At 53.5% G+C, this 15,774-nt stretch carries 11 protein-coding genes; 6 read left to right on the top strand and 5 right to left on the bottom strand.

Going from position 1 to position 15,774, the window contains the following annotated elements:
* Positions 1-248: 248 nt before the first annotated feature.
* The 4 genes from HY913_24545 to HY913_24530 form a co-directional block, all read right to left on the bottom strand.
* A complete protein-coding gene (locus tag HY913_24545; GenBank protein ID MBI4966473.1) occupies positions 249-998 on the bottom strand; it encodes a hypothetical protein in 750 nt (249 codons plus the stop codon).
* A gap of 242 nt (positions 999-1,240) precedes the next feature.
* Positions 1,241-1,870, bottom strand: coding sequence for a methionine biosynthesis protein MetW (metW, locus tag HY913_24540; GenBank protein ID MBI4966472.1), 630 nt, complete (start codon positions 1,868-1,870; stop codon positions 1,241-1,243).
* On the bottom strand, positions 1,860-3,038 hold the full coding sequence (locus HY913_24535) for a homoserine O-acetyltransferase (protein ID MBI4966471.1): 1,179 nt from the start codon (positions 3,036-3,038) through the stop codon (positions 1,860-1,862). Before HY913_24535 ends, metW begins: the two co-directional genes overlap by 11 nt.
* Positions 3,039-3,889: 851 nt before the next feature.
* Positions 3,890-5,377 carry a hypothetical protein gene (locus HY913_24530; protein MBI4966470.1) on the bottom strand — a complete coding sequence of 496 codons (1,488 nt, stop codon included), beginning with the start codon at positions 5,375-5,377 and terminating at the stop codon, positions 3,890-3,892.
* A gap of 1,352 nt (positions 5,378-6,729) precedes the next feature.
* Between HY913_24530 and HY913_24525 the strand changes: the two genes are divergently transcribed.
* The 4 genes from HY913_24525 to HY913_24510 all read left to right on the top strand — a co-directional run bounded on the left by HY913_24525 (position 6,730) and on the right by HY913_24510 (position 10,592).
* A complete protein-coding gene (locus HY913_24525; protein ID MBI4966469.1) occupies positions 6,730-7,140 on the top strand; it encodes a hypothetical protein in 411 nt (136 codons plus the stop codon).
* Positions 7,141-7,314: 174 nt separating this feature from the next.
* Complete coding sequence (gene metG / locus HY913_24520) at positions 7,315-9,336, top strand: methionine--tRNA ligase (protein ID MBI4966468.1); 2,022 nt, start codon at positions 7,315-7,317, stop codon at positions 9,334-9,336.
* A gap of 12 nt (positions 9,337-9,348) precedes the next feature.
* The gene (locus HY913_24515) at positions 9,349-9,639 is read left to right on the top strand and encodes a nucleotidyltransferase family protein (protein ID MBI4966467.1); all 291 of its coding nucleotides are present in this window, start codon (positions 9,349-9,351) and stop codon (positions 9,637-9,639) included.
* A 131-nt stretch (positions 9,640-9,770) separates the two neighbouring features.
* Complete coding sequence (locus HY913_24510) at positions 9,771-10,592, top strand: tetratricopeptide repeat protein (GenBank protein MBI4966466.1); 822 nt, start codon at positions 9,771-9,773, stop codon at positions 10,590-10,592.
* A 481-nt stretch (positions 10,593-11,073) separates the two neighbouring features.
* On the opposite strand, the gene pabB is transcribed toward HY913_24510, so the two are convergent.
* Positions 11,074-12,846, bottom strand: coding sequence for an aminodeoxychorismate synthase component I (gene pabB, locus HY913_24505; GenBank protein MBI4966465.1), 1,773 nt, complete (start codon positions 12,844-12,846; stop codon positions 11,074-11,076).
* A 437-nt stretch (positions 12,847-13,283) separates the two neighbouring features.
* Here pabB and HY913_24500 point away from each other — a divergent pair, with 437 nt between their 5' ends.
* Both HY913_24500 and HY913_24495 read left to right on the top strand, forming a co-directional pair.
* Positions 13,284-14,666 carry a TrpB-like pyridoxal phosphate-dependent enzyme gene (locus tag HY913_24500; GenBank protein ID MBI4966464.1) on the top strand — a complete coding sequence of 461 codons (1,383 nt, stop codon included), beginning with the start codon at positions 13,284-13,286 and terminating at the stop codon, positions 14,664-14,666.
* Between the two features lie 153 nt (positions 14,667-14,819).
* Positions 14,820-15,110 carry a hypothetical protein gene (locus HY913_24495; protein ID MBI4966463.1) on the top strand — a complete coding sequence of 97 codons (291 nt, stop codon included), beginning with the start codon at positions 14,820-14,822 and terminating at the stop codon, positions 15,108-15,110.
* Positions 15,111-15,774: the final 664 nt, after the last annotated feature.

Raw genomic sequence — 15,774 nt, 5'->3', positions numbered from 1 at the left:
GGGCGGTTTGCCGTTCTGTGTCATTGCGAGGAGTGAAGCGACGAAGCAATCTCTGCCTTTTAGCGCTGAGATTGCTTCGCTACGCTCGCAATGACATGTTTCGCGCGAGTTGTTTCCCCCCGCAAGACTGAATGGTTACCGACTGGCCGCGACCATAGTGTGGTAGCGGGCCCGCGCAGGCCCCCTCCATTCTCACTCGTTTGAAAGCGAATTGGGTATAAGGTCCTTCGGAGCTGGAATGCCGGCATTCATTCAAGCGATCTTGTTCGCGCGACAAGCATGGTTTTTGAAATGAGCCCTCTGCCGTGTAATTTTCCCAGCAGGCTCTTCAGTCCCTTTGAGGAAAGCTTATATTTGTTCATCAGCGCGGTGTTGGACATCTTTTTGGATATGTCCATCAGCACAGCGGAAGCTTCAAGCTTAACTTTGCGGGAATCCAATCCGGCCAATGACAGAGTGACTTCAGTGGTTTCCACGCCCATTCTCCGAGCAAGATAGCGCGGAGTAACCAGGCCCTTATGCAACAATTTACGGAACAGGCTCGCGAGGCCCCGTTTTGACAGGCCATATTTCCCCATAATTTCCCGGTCGGACAAATGGCTGGCAAGGTCCTCCAAAATTTGTCTGGCGCTCACTACGATCTTGTCTTGCTTCAATTGCAGCGAGTCCAAGTCTATGACCGTAGTTATATTCGACACATCCACACGGAGTTCAATAGCGGGGTCTACGTTGACGAATCTGACGTACAGACCCCTTGATTTGATATCTTCATAGTACCTGCTCAGCTGCAACGAAAAGTCGTCACAAACGGATTTCACCCCCTTGAAGTCGATCAACATTCCTTTCTTCGGATTGCTGCTGAGCCACTCCACCGTGGTATCGAGAAATTCCTCCACATGGTCTTCCTCGATATGTGGTGTATCCACTTTGAGCCTAAAGAAACCGGATTCTTCGGCCAAGGAGAACACCATCTCCTCGTCCACACGATATTTCACCATGTTTATGCCATCCAGAAATCGCTACCCCCCATGTTTCAGCCGAGGCCAGGTAGCCCCGGTCGAGAGACCCGACCAAGTCACGCATGCGGACCCACGTCTCCCTCTTACATATAACGGGTTAACAGTCATTCCAGCAAGGCAAAAATTAGGTCCCGCAGTCGGGAGGAGGTGGATGACGGTTATTGCGAGTTCAGCCTGATTGCAGGAAGTGATGTGACGGAGCCCTTGAGGGCCGCACTGGATCAGGCCGAAGAAATGAGGAAACATCCCCACTGTGCCCTTCTATTCGGCCAGAAAGTGCTATTTGAAGGCGCGTTGTTGATTATGTGGATCTCTTTCTCGATCTTGCCGCCTATCTTTTGCACGAAATCTCTGAAATCTTTGATGGTCAGGCGGTGAATGTCAGGACTATTGAACCACGGGTGAGGATGTGTCTCACACACAGGTGAGCGGCCTGTAAAGACATATTCCAAGACTATCCCCCAATGCCCGAAGTTCGGAAAGGCTATGATAGACTTAGATCCTACCCTGAGCATTTCTTTAACGACTCTGTCAGGGTACACGAGTTGTTGGAGCGTCCGGCTGAGCACAACGTACTCATAACTGAGATCGGGAAAGGCTTCCAGTCCTTCGTCCAGGTCCAAAGTCAATACCCGAATACCCCTCTCGATGCATCGAATGACCTTGTCCTGATCGAGTTCTACGCCACATCCTTCAACGTCCTTTTCGTCTCGCAGACGCTGCAAGAGCGTTCCCGAACCACAACCCAAGTCCAAGACCCGCGTGCCGGGGGTGATGAGGTCAATGATAACGTTGAACCCGACCTCAAACTGGTGAAAAGGGCTCCTAAATTCAACTACTTCAGCGCGCACCGTTCAGGAACCCCCTCACTATACGTGTCAAGGACGGAATGCCGGCATTTACGAGGAAAGAGTCGTGTCCGTACGGGAGGTCAAGCTCCACGAACGAAACATCCTTCTTCGCTGCCATCAAGGCGCGTACTATGGCCAGGGACATGGCGGTGGGGTATAACCAGTCCGAGTTGAAAGACATGATGAGCATTTTTGCCGAAATGTTTTTGAACGCGTTTACAAGAGAGCCGTACGTCCATTCCAGATCAAAATAGTCGATGGCTTTGGTGATGATCACGTACGAATCCTCGTCGAACCTCCTCATGAACGAGCTGCCCTGGTGTTCGAGGTAAGACTCGACTTCGAACTCACCGCCTTCCTTTCCGTTCTCGCCCAGGCTGTAACTGTAACCGTTCATGTCTTTGAGCCTGAGTTGCCTGCCGAACTTGGCCTCCATCGTCTCTTCAGACAGGTAAGTGATGTGGCCTATCATGCGCGCGATTGCCAGGCCTCTGCCCATTTTTTGGTAGACATGGCCGTGCTTTTCGTCCGGGCAGGCTGCCGCAGGATCGCAGTAAATCGCGTTTCTGCCGACCCAGTTAAACGCAATGCCTTGGGGTGAAAGCCGCGCAGTTGCAGCAATCACCACAGCGCATCTGACCGCGTCAGGATACCGCACTGCCCATTCCAGGGCCTGCATCCCTCCCATGGATCCACCGATAACGCTGTGCAGTTTTTCTATTCCCAGATGCCGCACGAGCATCGCCTGGACGTCCACCATGTCTCCCATGGTTATAAGCGGAAAAGAGCGGCCGTACGGTTTTCCCGTTGCAGGATTGATGCTGGGCGGGCCGGTCGTGCCCTTGCAACCGCCAAGGCAATTCGAGCAGATCACAAAATACTCGTTGGTGTCGATTCCCTTACCGGGGCCGATCATGGCATCCCACCATCCAAGCCTGCCGTTGGAATCGATTCCTGCCACGTGAGCGTCCCCTGACAGAGCATGGAGGATCAGCACCGCGTTGTCCCGCTCCGGAGAAAGCGTCCCGTAGGTCTCGTACGCCACCTTCAGAGGGCCTAAGAATACCCCTGATTGCAGAGTGATACCCTCGAACTCTGCGTACTGGGTATCTACCCGACCGTAAAGACCGTCCGAATCGGCATATTCTTTTATGGGGCCAGTCGGCATATGGTGATAATTCCTTAGTTCTGCGAACTGTTCTATTCCACGCCTAGACAGTCAAGTTTTCTGGCGGCTTCCAGCCAAGGGACCTGTCATTTTGGACATCGGGCCTCAAGGTCCGCGGGCGCCAAGTCCGTCCTGACATGACTTTTATATTGTATATCAAACAACTCATTAATCAATATCTTATAGCGGTCGCCGGTAATGGTTCGGTTACTGGGGGGCATCTGTGGTATAGATGTCGACCATTTGCGGGATAGCCGGGCGAGCCGCGGGATTCCGGACTGACGGTATATCCTGTCCCTCGGCAACCTAGAGGCAGTGGCCTCCCGGCCACCCCGCGTAGCAAGATTCCCCGGTGCCAAGGAATTCTGATGCAGATTCGTCACTCCGGTCATCCTGTAGTAGTTGCCAAAATTTTGTCCGATTTGCATCAAGGCTGACGCAACAGATCATCGGCTTCCAACCTAGCTTTTGGCCACCATCGTAGGACGGCGGGCACGGCCCGCCCTACAGGAGGCGCGTCGTGTGATCGTAAGGCGGGCCTTGCCCGCCGATTCTTGGTTCTTGGTAGTGGCGCCGACGGGACCACCGGCCATTTCTAGCAGTCGCCACAGTCCCTGACCTCTTGCACCGCTCGCGTTCCAACCGAACGGACAGATACGCGGGGTCGAACCACTTGATTTGTATCTGAAAAATGTGACGGCACGGAGGCCGGCACCTACCAATTTCCAGGAAGCACTTGTAGTAATCGGCAACTATTCTTGACACTGGCTATAATGGACGGGCTGGAAGCCCGTCCCACCGAACGTCCAAGCCACCCGCCGCGTAATTGGCGGCCAAGACATTTCCGTATATCAGAAGCCCGAAAAATCAGGAACGCGCAGATCTTCGCCACAGAAGGAATTCAGCACCTTTTCCAAGGAATCGCGGCGGCCCTGCAAAGCTATCCTCCTCAGAAACTCTCCGGCTTCCGCGCGCTCGAACCATTCCACACCAAATCGGATTTCCAGGAATTCGCGCAGAACATCCGCACCGCACCAGGCCAGCAAGTAATCCAGCGCGTAGAAATCAGGCTCCATGTCGATGAGATAACCCTGGGGCTCGTACGTGAACCCGGTTGCGTTGTTCAAACGGCGACAATAAGGTTCAGGGTTCTTGAAGTCTCCTGTCTCGTGAAGCTCCTTCTCGGCCAAAAACTTGCCGACGTAACGGCGCATCAGGCACAGGCGTTTTGTGCGGAAAAGGCCCAACAATTCTTCAGCACTGCTTCCAGGCAGGCCGCCAATCTTGGTCAACCACGCTTTGTTCTCAATAAGGCCCATGAACAGAAAGGCAAACGTCTCATCAAGAGCGGGCGACCGATAGAGGCGTCTATACTCAAAGGGCAAAGCCGGATCGAAGTTGCTTAGAAAGAACGCGTGCCCGGTTTCGTGGAGAAGGGTCTCGACATCTATTAACCCGCCCACGGGTTTAGCCAGGACGTAAATCTCACCGGGTATCTCAACGCCTATGCAGATCCCATTCGGATTCTTGGTAGGCCCGTCGGAAACATCCATTATCACGTCGGGTCTGGACCATGGGTCGAAGCCGAGCCCTTGGAAAGTCCTTCCGACCGTTTCTCGCAGAGCGGAAAGCGGAAAGAACTCGTCGAGTTCTCTCAGGCGAAGTAAATGCAGTGCATGGTACCTGCTAAGACCCTCAAACGGTCGGCCGATCCGGTCCTCGACCCAGGGGGTCATCCGCCGGTAGTAAACCTCCGAGGTGTCTTCAAGAAAACGCTCAAAGATACCTGCATAGTCCTCGAAGGAGACTCCCTTCTTGGCTTCTGAAAACCGTGCGTAGTTCGCGAAGCCAAACCTCTCCGTCACAGTCCGGATAGAGAGTTCCAGCATTCCCATCAGCATGGGGTTTATGATGCCCTTCAAGAATATCGTATTCTCTTTCCGCATCTCCTCACGCTTGTCGAAATCGGACTCGGTTTGCAACCATGGAACCACTTCCACCGCAGGAATTTTCGATTGCCCTATAATCATCCGCCCGCGCTCGAAATAGAACTTCAGCATGTCAGCCAGAGACGCGGTCTGCTCCTCCACAGTAAGGTCCATACAGCCGAATAGCACGCGTTCGATCCTGAGTGTTTCTTCGCTGTCCTCCGAGTCCTTCATGGCTTGCCGGAGATAGGCCACTGTCTTCGGTCTAAGCGGGGTGGGATGGGATTCCAGGATATCTGCCGCGTTAAGTGCGGACGGGGTCCCCAGAAAATGGTTCACCGTCAGGCGAGCCAGTTCCCGGTGAATCGCGTCGATCTCCTCAACAACTTTTTCAACTCTCAAGCGGCTCACGGCAGTTCTTTCCCATATGGCGCAACTGTACTGGTTGCAACCCGGTATCTCCAACGAGTTTTGTCTCTGTCTTGGAAGCCTGTCAACGCTTTGGGAGGACACAGAAGGTCCAAAAGGCCCACAGGCAACTAGAGATGATTCTTGCCGAACAATTAAACCCGGAAGCGCCATCGCACGGCGCGTTTGGCTCAGTACACGGCCGGACCGTGGAGACGAAACACTGTGGAGTAAATTAGGCTGTCTTGCGTTGACCCGGAGTGCCGTTCATCCCGTGTCTGGGACCGCCGTTCCTGCGATTAGGCCTTGATGGTTGGTTTCCGCCCCGGATTTTCTTGTTCATAAGGCAATCCCATGAACAATATCCGTAAACTGAATAGGTCATTGTCTGCGTGACGGTGTACTCCCTGCCACAAGTCTTACATTTCTGCAAAATATCCTCCTTGGCCGCAAGCTAACGGCCCTTTGTTGGTCGAAGTTGCCCCCGTGTTAATGTGAAAACGATTTCCCCACTTTCGTGGTGAAAAAATAATGGACGCCTATAATAGCTTGGATCAACGATGTCAACCTATTTCAGGCGATCGAGGTGATCCCCAATTTGGGACATCTTGAATTAAGTGGCTCTCTAATTTTTCTCCAGGTAACAATGTGGCGGCAAGTTTTTGCTTGCCGCGCCGTGCACACGAGGCCCGAAATAGCCCTATGCACAACGGTTCATCTTTCCCCAAAAATCCTTATAGCGCTATCATGAGATGTTTCGTCCCTGACCTATCGTTCAGGACGCTCTCTGAATCATGCCCCTGCCAACTGCCCTTCCGTATTGCTCAAGACAATCGAGCGACGGGAAAGTTTGCCCCAAGAGTACAACGCGGTCACAATTCTCGGTTGGGCTGAGAAAAACCGTTTCGACCAAACCTTCTCGACATTAACGAGCGGGAAATGCTCACGTAAACTCTGCGGATAGGCTGTGGGGTGATTCTAAAATTCTACTCAGGCTCTCTTTCAAACCGCCTTTGAGCATGTCAACGGGAGTCTTACCACGTGCGTCCCAAGTTGTCAAATACGTACTTGTCGAATCCACGGGGAAGACTTCGCAGACATGAAGGAAGAAGTCTATAAGCGATCAAATCTTAAGAAATCGGGGGATCTGATCCAGACCTCGTCACGGGCAATTCCCGGTGGGGTCTCCGAGGCCAACGCAACCTGTCCATTGTTGTTAGTATACTTACGGAACAAAAAAGTTGCAACAAAGTCGCCCAATTTCCTTTTCTCCGGTCAAATCAAATCCTTTTGACTTTCCGGCCGCCTTTAACTATCCTATGTGTCTCCATATGTCCGGTATGAAAGATCACGGTATGACCGCTCACAAGATGCTTGTACCCATTGTAGTGGCTTTGCTTACCGTCGGAGGTTGCAGCGCGACCAAATTCCTGAAGAGCGGAATTCACCGGGACCTCGACGAGAATCTCACGATTGTGAGCCTGACCGAAAATCCTAATAAATACCTTAACAAGGAAATTGTCTTTTCGGTCCGATATTACAAGAAGGGCGACCTTTCCTGTCCACTGGGCGAGGATTACGTGAATTTCATAATAGCTGACCGCGTAAGTTATATTACTCTGAACAAGGTTTGGATGAAGAAAGAGAAGGCCAAGGTTTTGGATTCGCTGAAGGAGATGGAAACCGTAGTAATGAAGGCCAGAGTGTTCAAGATCGACAGGGAAAAAGACCCCAATCTGGAGGCACTGGAAATAGCCCTGGAATAGTAGGCCTGCCGGCCGTCCGCTGGAAAACATCATTCAGACGGTAAGATATCCGCGAGGACCGGCGGCCCCCGGTCCTCGCCGCGCGATCGTTCGGGCTAATACCGAAAGCGACGAAGCCTGCCGGTAAGCGTTGTGAATTCCGTGCAGACACGCACCGATGACATGAGATAGGAGATTAGTTTGCCGAAGATCTTAATTACCAGCGCGCTTCCCTATGCCAATGGCGACATTCACATAGGGCACCTGGTGGAGTACATTCAAACCGACATCTATGTCCGCTTCCTCAGGCTCATCGGAGAGGACGTAATCTATTTGTGCGCTTCCGATGCGCACGGTACCCCCATTGAAATCAATGCAGCCAAAAGAGGCATTTCTCCCCAACAATTGGTGAATGAATTCCACGATCGCCACAAGAAAGACTTCGCGCGGTTTGAAGTCGGGTTCGACGAATTCTACACCACCGATTCGCCGGAAAACCGCCGCCATTGCGAAACGATCTATCTTCGAGCGAAGGGAAAAGGGCATATTGTCAGCCGAGAAATCGAGCAATTCTATTGTCCCAATTGCCAACGTTTCCTCCCGGACAGGTACATCAGGGGGACCTGCCCGAAATGCGGCGCGGCGGATCAGTACGGTGACGTATGCGAATCGTGCGGTGCAACTTATCGGCCGACAGAGTTGATCGCCGCCCGGTGCGCGATCTGTGGGGCCACTCCGATATTGCGCACTTCCAGGCACTTCTTCTTCCGGCTGGTCGATTTCAATGAATTCCTTACACAATGGACTTCAGAGCCGGGGCATCTGCAAGATGAAGTGAGGGCCTTCGTAAAAACCTGGATCGATCAAGGGCTTCAGGACTGGGACATATCGCGGGACGGCCCGTATTTCGGCTTCAAGATCCCCGGGGAAGAAGATAAGTTCTTTTACGTCTGGCTTGACGCGCCCATCGGATATATCGCAGCGACAGAGCATTTTTGCGAGACCTTGGACGGCCGCAGTGCGGCAGAGTACTGGCTTGAGCCGGATTCGGACGTGGAGATACATCATTTCATCGGCAAGGATATAGCGTACTTTCACACCCTCTTTTGGCCGGCTGTCCTCAAAGCCGCGGACTATCGAATTCCAACAGCTGTTCACGTGCACGGGTTCCTTACCGTCGACTCTCGCAAGATGTCCAAGAGCCGGGGCACGTTCATCACCGCGAGGCAGTTCGCCGACTTCCTGAGCCCCTGGTACCTGCGCTACTATTATGCGACCAAGTTGAGCGATTCCATTGATGACCTGGACCTCAATGTGGAGGAGTTCGTAAATCGCACCAACGCGGAGCTGGTCAACAACATCACCAACCTCATCAGCCGAACTATCGGCTTCCTTAACAAGAGATTGGAATCAAAACTGGGTTCCATTCCCAAGGACACCCGGCACCTTGTGGATGAGGTCTTGTCTTTGGTGCGGAAAACTCTCGAGGACTACCGCGGGCTTCGATTCAGCCTTGCGACTCGCCATATCCTGGCCATCTCCGATCTTGCCAACAATTACGTCCAACACGCAGAACCCTGGGCCTTGATGAAGTCGGATCCCGAGCGCGCCAGGAATTGTCTGACCTTCGCGGTCAATTGCATAAAGGTAATAACCGTATTGCTTAAACCGATTCTGCCGTCCTATTGCCTTAGGGTGGAGGAGATCCTCGGCCTGGGCGAATTGAAATGGGACCACGCGCGTTTTGATATGGAAAACACTACCATTGGAACGTTTGAGAAGCTTCTGGACCGGCTTGAACCCGGCTCTTTCGAGAAACTCATTGAAGCAAGCCGTGAGAGCCTCCGCGCCGCTGAGGCCCCACCTTTGCCGGAGGCGCCCGATTTCAAGGAAGAAATAACCATTGACGATTTCGCGAAAATGGATTTGCGGGCAGCTCGGATCATGACTGCCGAAACAGTGGAAGGCTCGGACAAGCTCCTCAAGCTCACCGTGGACTTGGGCCGTGAAACCAGGACTGTATTCGCGGGTATAAAGGGGTCGTATCAACCCGAAGACCTTGTGGGAAAGACAGTCGTGGTTATCGCCAACCTCAAACCCAGAAAGATGCGGTTCGGCCTGAGCCAGGGAATGGTCCTCGCTGCCGCGGGAAAAGATGGCAAAGTGACCGTGTGCGAACTGGCAGGGGATGTCCCCGCGGGGACACCTATAAGTTGAGAGGACGGGTGCGTGGACTTATACTGGCTATTAGAAGAAAAACGTGAAGAGATTCTCAAGATAGCCGTCAGCCGAGGAGCCCGCAACGTACGCGTCTTCGGCTCTGTTGCCCGAAGGGAAGCCGACGAAAAGAGCGACTTGGATCTGCTGGTGGAAATGGAGCCGGGGCGAAGTCTGCTTGACCTTGGGGGACTGTGGTCGGATTTGAATTCACTGCTCGAAGTGAAAGTCGATGTCTTTACTGGAAAAACTTTAAAAGAAAGAGTGCGCGACCGAGCCCTTAAAGAAGCGGTTCCCCTATGAGAGACGATCGAGCCCGTCTAGCGGATATTCTTGAGGCTATTGACCCAATTGAGAACTATTCCATTGGTGGCGGCATGAGAAGAGCTTGAAGCACCAGATTTTGTGGGGAATCACTTAGGACGGAGTGCAGCATGAAGGGCACCAGACTCATTCTTGTCCATGTCCTGTGCCTTGGCCTTGTTGGGGTTGCCTTGGCACAAGAGCCCGGGCTGAAGGAACTCAACGACCAGGCGTTACAGCTCTCGAATCAGGGTAAGTACGTAGAAGCCGCCAGCGTGGCAGCCCGCGCCTTGGACATTGCTGAACAAACCTTTGGCCCTACCAATACCATTGTGGCCACGTCGCTGAACAACCTGGCCCTTTTCTATATGAGACAGGGGAAGTATGCTGATGCAGAGCCTCTGTTGAAGCGGTCATTGGCAATAAGGGAGAGGGCGTTAGGAACTGAACATCCCGATGTGGCCACGGCCCTGGACGGCCTGGGCAATCTCTACAGCGCCCAGGGCAAGTATTCTGATGCAGAGCCTCTTTATAAGCGCTCTCTGGCAATAGAGGAAAAGAAGCTAGGACCTGAACATCCCAACATAGCCGGATCTCTGGGCAATCTGGGTACGCTTTACTTGGACCAAGGCAAGTATTCTCATGCAGAGCCTCTTTATAAGCGGTCCCTGGCGATATTGGAAAAGAAGCTAGGACCTGAACATCTCTATGTAGCCGGGGCTCTGATGAATCTAGCCAGCCTTTACTTGGCTCAGGGCAAGTATTCTGATGCAGAACCTCTTTATAACCGGTCCTTGGCGATATGGGAACAGAAGCTAGGACCTGAACATCCCAATGTAGCAATTTCTCTTAGCAAACTGGCTGCACTCTACAGAAAGACGGGAAACGAAGAAGAGGCCTCAAAACTGGAGGAACGCGCACAAAATTTCAAATCCCGGTCTGAAAGTCGTTGAAGTTAGAAAGTCCTCTCAATGACAGACGCTAATTCTGGCTCAGGGGTACTGGGAGAGTGCGACGCTCCGTCGAGAATATAGTTGTTCTGGAAAGGAATTACGGATTCATTTGCGGGCGTCCCGAAAACGTGGGACGACCTCATTCGGGAAGAGCTTTGGGGAAGAACTATAGTACCCCATCTGTCAAACGATGCCTTCTGTATTGGGTGCCACGGACCTGCGCCTTACCAGGTCAGTGCTTCCTGCCAGTTCTGTCACCACGATGACTTGGAAGATTCCCAGCTTCACCGTGCCATCGCCTCGCCTTTCAATTTGGCGTTCAGTGCTGAGGTCAACCTTGCTGTTTTCCAAGAAAGCCGGCACGGACCTGACGGAGCCCAGGTCCGTGGCACCCGGGGAACTGGGAGAGTGCGTCCCCGAGGGGACACCCATAAGTTGAACTGACCACAGGGTCGCCAGGTTCTTGTCCCGCGAAGAGCCACTAACGACCCCCTTGCACGAATAGTATCGCCTCACGCATTCTGCGGACGGAGTTGATGAGATATATTTTGTCGCTCCTCGTAAGGTCATCCTTGAGAATGACACGTTCCTGAATCTCCCCGCGCTCCAGGAGCCACGCCCGAAACGTACCGGCTAGCAAACCGGATCGAATCGGCGGAGTGTACAGCTCTCCATCGAGGCGCACAACGACGTTGGCAAAACATGATTCCGTCACTTCGCCTTTCTCGTTCCACAGAATCACGTCATCGAATCCGGGGCATGCGGCCAATGCGGCATCGTATACGCTCCGATGGGTCGTCTTGTGGTACAGGAATCGGTCCGAAGAATTGACCGGCGAGCGCGCCAGGCACACCCGCGGCACGGACAAAGCGTGATCGTGGGGAAGAGACTCGCTCTGGCAAGTCACACGTCCAAACTTGTCAACGATGACGCGGACCTTGTAAGGAACGGGCTCCAAGGTATCAGCCAGCATCGCCAGTACCTCACGGACAGCGTCCACATCCACACTGAAAGAAAAATAATCCGCGGAATCCTTCAAGCGAGCCATGTGGTAATCGAGCAAGAACCAGCCCGCGCCAGGCGTCCACAATATACTTTCCAGTAATGAGAAATTCGGCGGCCGCTGGGTGAGTATCCTTGCCTTTGTGTGGCATTCTTCGAACTCACTATCCGCGGTTGAATCCCACACTATGCCGCCTCCCACACCGTATTCCGCCTGTTTGAGCGCTTTATCCACGAGTACAGTCCTGATTGCGACATTGAACTGAGCTACGCGGTCGGGGGCGACGAATCCGATGCTTCCCGTATATATCCTCCGCGGCTCAGTTTCGAGGTCGGCAATGATTTCCATTGTCCTCGGTTTGGGCGCGCCGGTAATCGAGGCCGGAGGAAACAGGGCCTTCAAGATGCTTGTTAGGGAGGCCTGAGTAGTGGCAACTACCGTTGAGGTCATTTGCCATACGGTTGGATACTTCTCAACCTCGAAGAGCCTGGGTACGTGTACTGTCCCGGTTTCTGCAACACGGGACATGTCATTCCGCACCATGTCCACGATCATAACGTTTTCGGCTCGGTTCTTTTCGCTGTGTTCGAGCCATTGGCATTGCTCAAGGTCGTCAGACAATTGTACGCCCCTGGCTGCCGTGCCCTTCATGGGACGGGACACAAGGGTCGTTCCGTCCAGACGAAAGAACAACTCAGGGGACGCGGAGCACAATGCCCAACGCTCGGTATTCACAAACGCGCTGTACAGAGCGTTCTGCGCCTCGGCCAGACGGAGGAAGTACGACCAGGGGTCAATCGTGAAAGGTGTGTTCAACCGGTACGTGTAATTCACCTGGTACGTATCGCCCTTTTCTATGCAGTCCTTGATCCGAGCGATAGCAGAGTAATACGCATCTCGCGTGACCGATGCCTCCCAAGCCAAAGCATCGGTTGGACACGGCTCGTCGGCTTCAAGCAAGGGTCCGCGTTCAGGCTCGCTGTACAAGCCAAACCATAGTAGGGGAAACGATCCGCATTCCCTGACCGCCAGCGCGGAATCGAACGCGGCCGCGGCCTCATAGGCCAGCCACCCTGCCGCGTATAAGTTATGTCCCTCCACAAGTTCTTCAAGGCGTTTTAGAGCGGGAATGACTTGTTCGACCCGGTGCGCGCTAATCACATGGTGAGGACGGCGAAAAGTCAGCCATTGCTGCAACGCGGAATCGTGGATCACTACAGTGTCAGTATCCATACAGGCAGCTCGCATCATACTTTTCTTCAGGTGAAACCATCCCCGCATTCTTATCAATTACGCAGGGAGGGAGCAGAATACCATTTTTTGTGCAGAAAACGCAGAAAGCGGTTTGTCGTCCCTCCGGGACGAATGGGCTTTGCCTATACAGTCAGCAGTTATGGGAAATCCACCCCCCACTTACTCAAAGGGTTACTTACCTCAAGCAAAAAAACTTGCGCCCGGAGTCCGTTGAAAGTAGAATCCGATATCATTTGGCCTTACTTCACCACCAATAACAGGCACGGGGATGAGGATTTCCAGGTACTAAACGCGGGGACCCTTCTCTGGCTTCCGGCACCGGACCCGATCATGAACCGTGAATCTTTCCACTTTCCTGTCCTGTCCTTTTTCTTCCGGCATTTGAGAAAGGGAACACCCATACCGGCCTAAAACTTCTAAGAAGGGAGATGCTTATGCCAGTGAAGATTTTTCTCAACGAGGATGAGATCCCGCGCCAGTGGTACAATATTGCTGCTGACATGCCGAACCCGATGCAGCCGCCTTTGCACCCTGGAACGATGCAACCGGTTGGTCCTCAGGATTTGGCCCCTGTTTTTCCCATGAATCTTATTGAACAGGAAGTGAGCCAGGAAAGGTGGATCGACATCCCGGACGAGGTCCTGGATAAGTATCTCATCTGGCGCCCTAGTCCTTTGTACCGTGCGGTTCATCTGGAGAAGTTCCTCGGTTGCCCCGTGAAGATTTATTACAAGAACGAAGGAGTCAGCCCGGCGGGCAGCCACAAACCGAACACTGCCATTCCCCAGGCCTATTACAATAAGGTTTTCGGGATCAAACGGATAGCCACGGAAACCGGCGCGGGCCAGTGGGGAAGCGCCCTGGCCTTTGCGTGCAATCAGTTCGGGCTTGAAGCCAAGGTTTACATGGTCCGGGTAAGTTATGAGCAGAAACCTTATCGCCGATTGATGATGAACACGTGGGGCGCGACGTGCATTCCCAGTCCCAGCACTGAAACAGAGGCCGGACGGAAAATACTGAGCATGGACCCCAATTCTCCGGGGAGTCTCGGCATCGCGATCAGCGAAGCCGTAGAGGACGCGGTCACCAGCGAAGCTATGGGCAGGCCCTTAACCAGGTATTCCCTGGGGAGCGTCCTTAACCATGTGCTGCTTCACCAGACCGTGATAGGGCTGGAAGCGCAAAAGCAACTCGCAAAGGTAGGGGATTACCCGGACATAGTGATAGGCTGTGCGGGCGGCGGTAGTAACTTCGCGGGGTGCGCATTCCCCTTCGTCAGGGACAAAATCGCCGGAAAGAAGATTGATATTATTGCCGTGGAACCAACGTCTTGCCCCACCATGACCAAGGGTAGATTTGCATATGACTTCGGGGATACGGTTCAGATGACGCCGCTTTTGCCGATGCATACACTGGGACACACTTTTGTGCCGGAGCCCATCCATGCCGGTGGGCTGCGTTACCACGGCATGGCCCCTCTCGTGAGCCAGTTGGTGATGGACGGAATCATAGAGGCCAGGGCCGTTCCTCAGCTCGAAACATTCAATGCCGGGGTAACATGGGCCAGGAGCGAGGGATTTATCAGCGCGCCCGAGACCAATCACGCGCTGGCCGCTCTGATACAAGAGGCCCACAAGGCCAAGGAGGAAGGAAAGGAGAAGACCATCCTGGTCAACTGGAGCGGTCACGGCTTAGTCGACCTGGCGGCTTATGACGCGTTCTTCCAGGGCAAGCTTTCGGATTACGACCTTCCCCAGAGCGCGATCGACGAAGCTCTGAAGGCCATCGAAGCATTCCCCAAGCCGAAGCTGGGATGAGGACTGAAAGCGCCGGAGCTGCGACAGCCGTGGTCCGGCGCTTTCATTTTGTCAAGAAAAGGGCTAGAATGACGCTATGGTTTCGATGCGCGAGCGGCCCTGCGGTGGGCTTAGCTCCACGCGAGAATTCTACCTTTACCCTCATGTGAAGAAATGAAAGATTCCTCTTTCAGTCCACCATTTGAAGAGACGGAAATCAGGTGCCCCAGGCTCGGCGGGCCGGTTACCTTCGGATACTGCCGCATCGAGAGGCAACAGCGCCCCTGCCAGAGGGCCATCAAATGCTGGAGCGGCCATTTCGACGTGGCGGCGTTCTTCCGGGAACGACTTACCCCCGACGAGTTTGACGCGTGTTTCTTGGAACAGCCCCTTTCGAAAGTCGTCACCTTGATTGAATTGATCGAACAAGCCCGCAAGACCCTCGAAAACAAGCAGAAACAATAGCATCCGCAGCGCCTGCGTCCTGACTTCCAGGACGCTTGAACCACATCCCACCGAACATCCTTCTCGGCTTCCCTGCCTTCCACACATTTGAAGGAAATCCAACGGCCGGTAGTGGGTCAGTTTGAAATTTCGGATTCGGTGGACGCAGCCCTACCGTCATTCCGGCGATTGCCAAGTTTATCCCGGTGAAAACCGGGGCCGAAATCCAGGGAAAACACACTGGACCCCGTTTTTCAACGGGTTGTTATACTTCACAACCCCAAGAAAAGGGGGTGGATTAGGCCCTTCTTTGGAAAAGGGCGGACCTTCCTTGGCTACGATCGGCCGTATCCAGTTAAGGCGCGGGGCGTTGGTCAGGGCCGCCCGGAGCAGCTCGGCGAGCTTCCGGCCGCGTTAGTGGGGGACTATAGGGCGCGGTTTTCTCACGTAGTGATAAGTTTGATTTACGGATTGAAACCGGGATGTTGGAGCAGCAAAAAGGGCTGATTTCCCTCTATCGAGGGTCCGGGCCGGTTTCTTGCGAAGATTTTTTCTCTTTTTTGCTTGACACCCTCCGGAAGCAGTGACATATATTTTATAAAATATAACATCATCGTTTAAACGCAGCCCCTTAAACGGCCGGGTGCAGAATTGATGCTGTTCTTACTCGAGGGAGTCGATCACT

The sequence above is a fragment of the Desulfomonile tiedjei genome (assembly GCA_016212925.1).
Lineage (GTDB): Bacteria > Desulfobacterota > Desulfomonilia > Desulfomonilales > Desulfomonilaceae > JACRDF01.
The sequence above is the reverse complement of the archived record's forward strand: the minus strand, read 5'-3'. Positions and strand labels throughout refer to the sequence as shown.

Excerpts from the sequence above, each read along its gene's own strand:
- HY913_24545 (MBI4966473.1), bottom strand. The coding sequence starts at position 998 with ATGGTGAAATATCGTGTGGACGAGGAGATGGTGTTCTCCTTGGCCGAA.
- HY913_24535 (MBI4966471.1), bottom strand. The coding sequence starts at position 3,038 with ATGCCGACTGGCCCCATAAAAGAATATGCCGATTCGGACGGTCTTTAC.
- HY913_24525 (MBI4966469.1), top strand. The coding sequence starts at position 6,730 with ATGACCGCTCACAAGATGCTTGTACCCATTGTAGTGGCTTTGCTTACC.
- HY913_24510 (MBI4966466.1), top strand. The coding sequence starts at position 9,771 with ATGAAGGGCACCAGACTCATTCTTGTCCATGTCCTGTGCCTTGGCCTT.
- pabB (MBI4966465.1), bottom strand. The coding sequence starts at position 12,846 with ATGATGCGAGCTGCCTGTATGGATACTGACACTGTAGTGATCCACGAT.
- HY913_24500 (MBI4966464.1), top strand. The coding sequence starts at position 13,284 with ATGCCAGTGAAGATTTTTCTCAACGAGGATGAGATCCCGCGCCAGTGG.
- HY913_24495 (MBI4966463.1), top strand. The coding sequence starts at position 14,820 with ATGAAAGATTCCTCTTTCAGTCCACCATTTGAAGAGACGGAAATCAGG.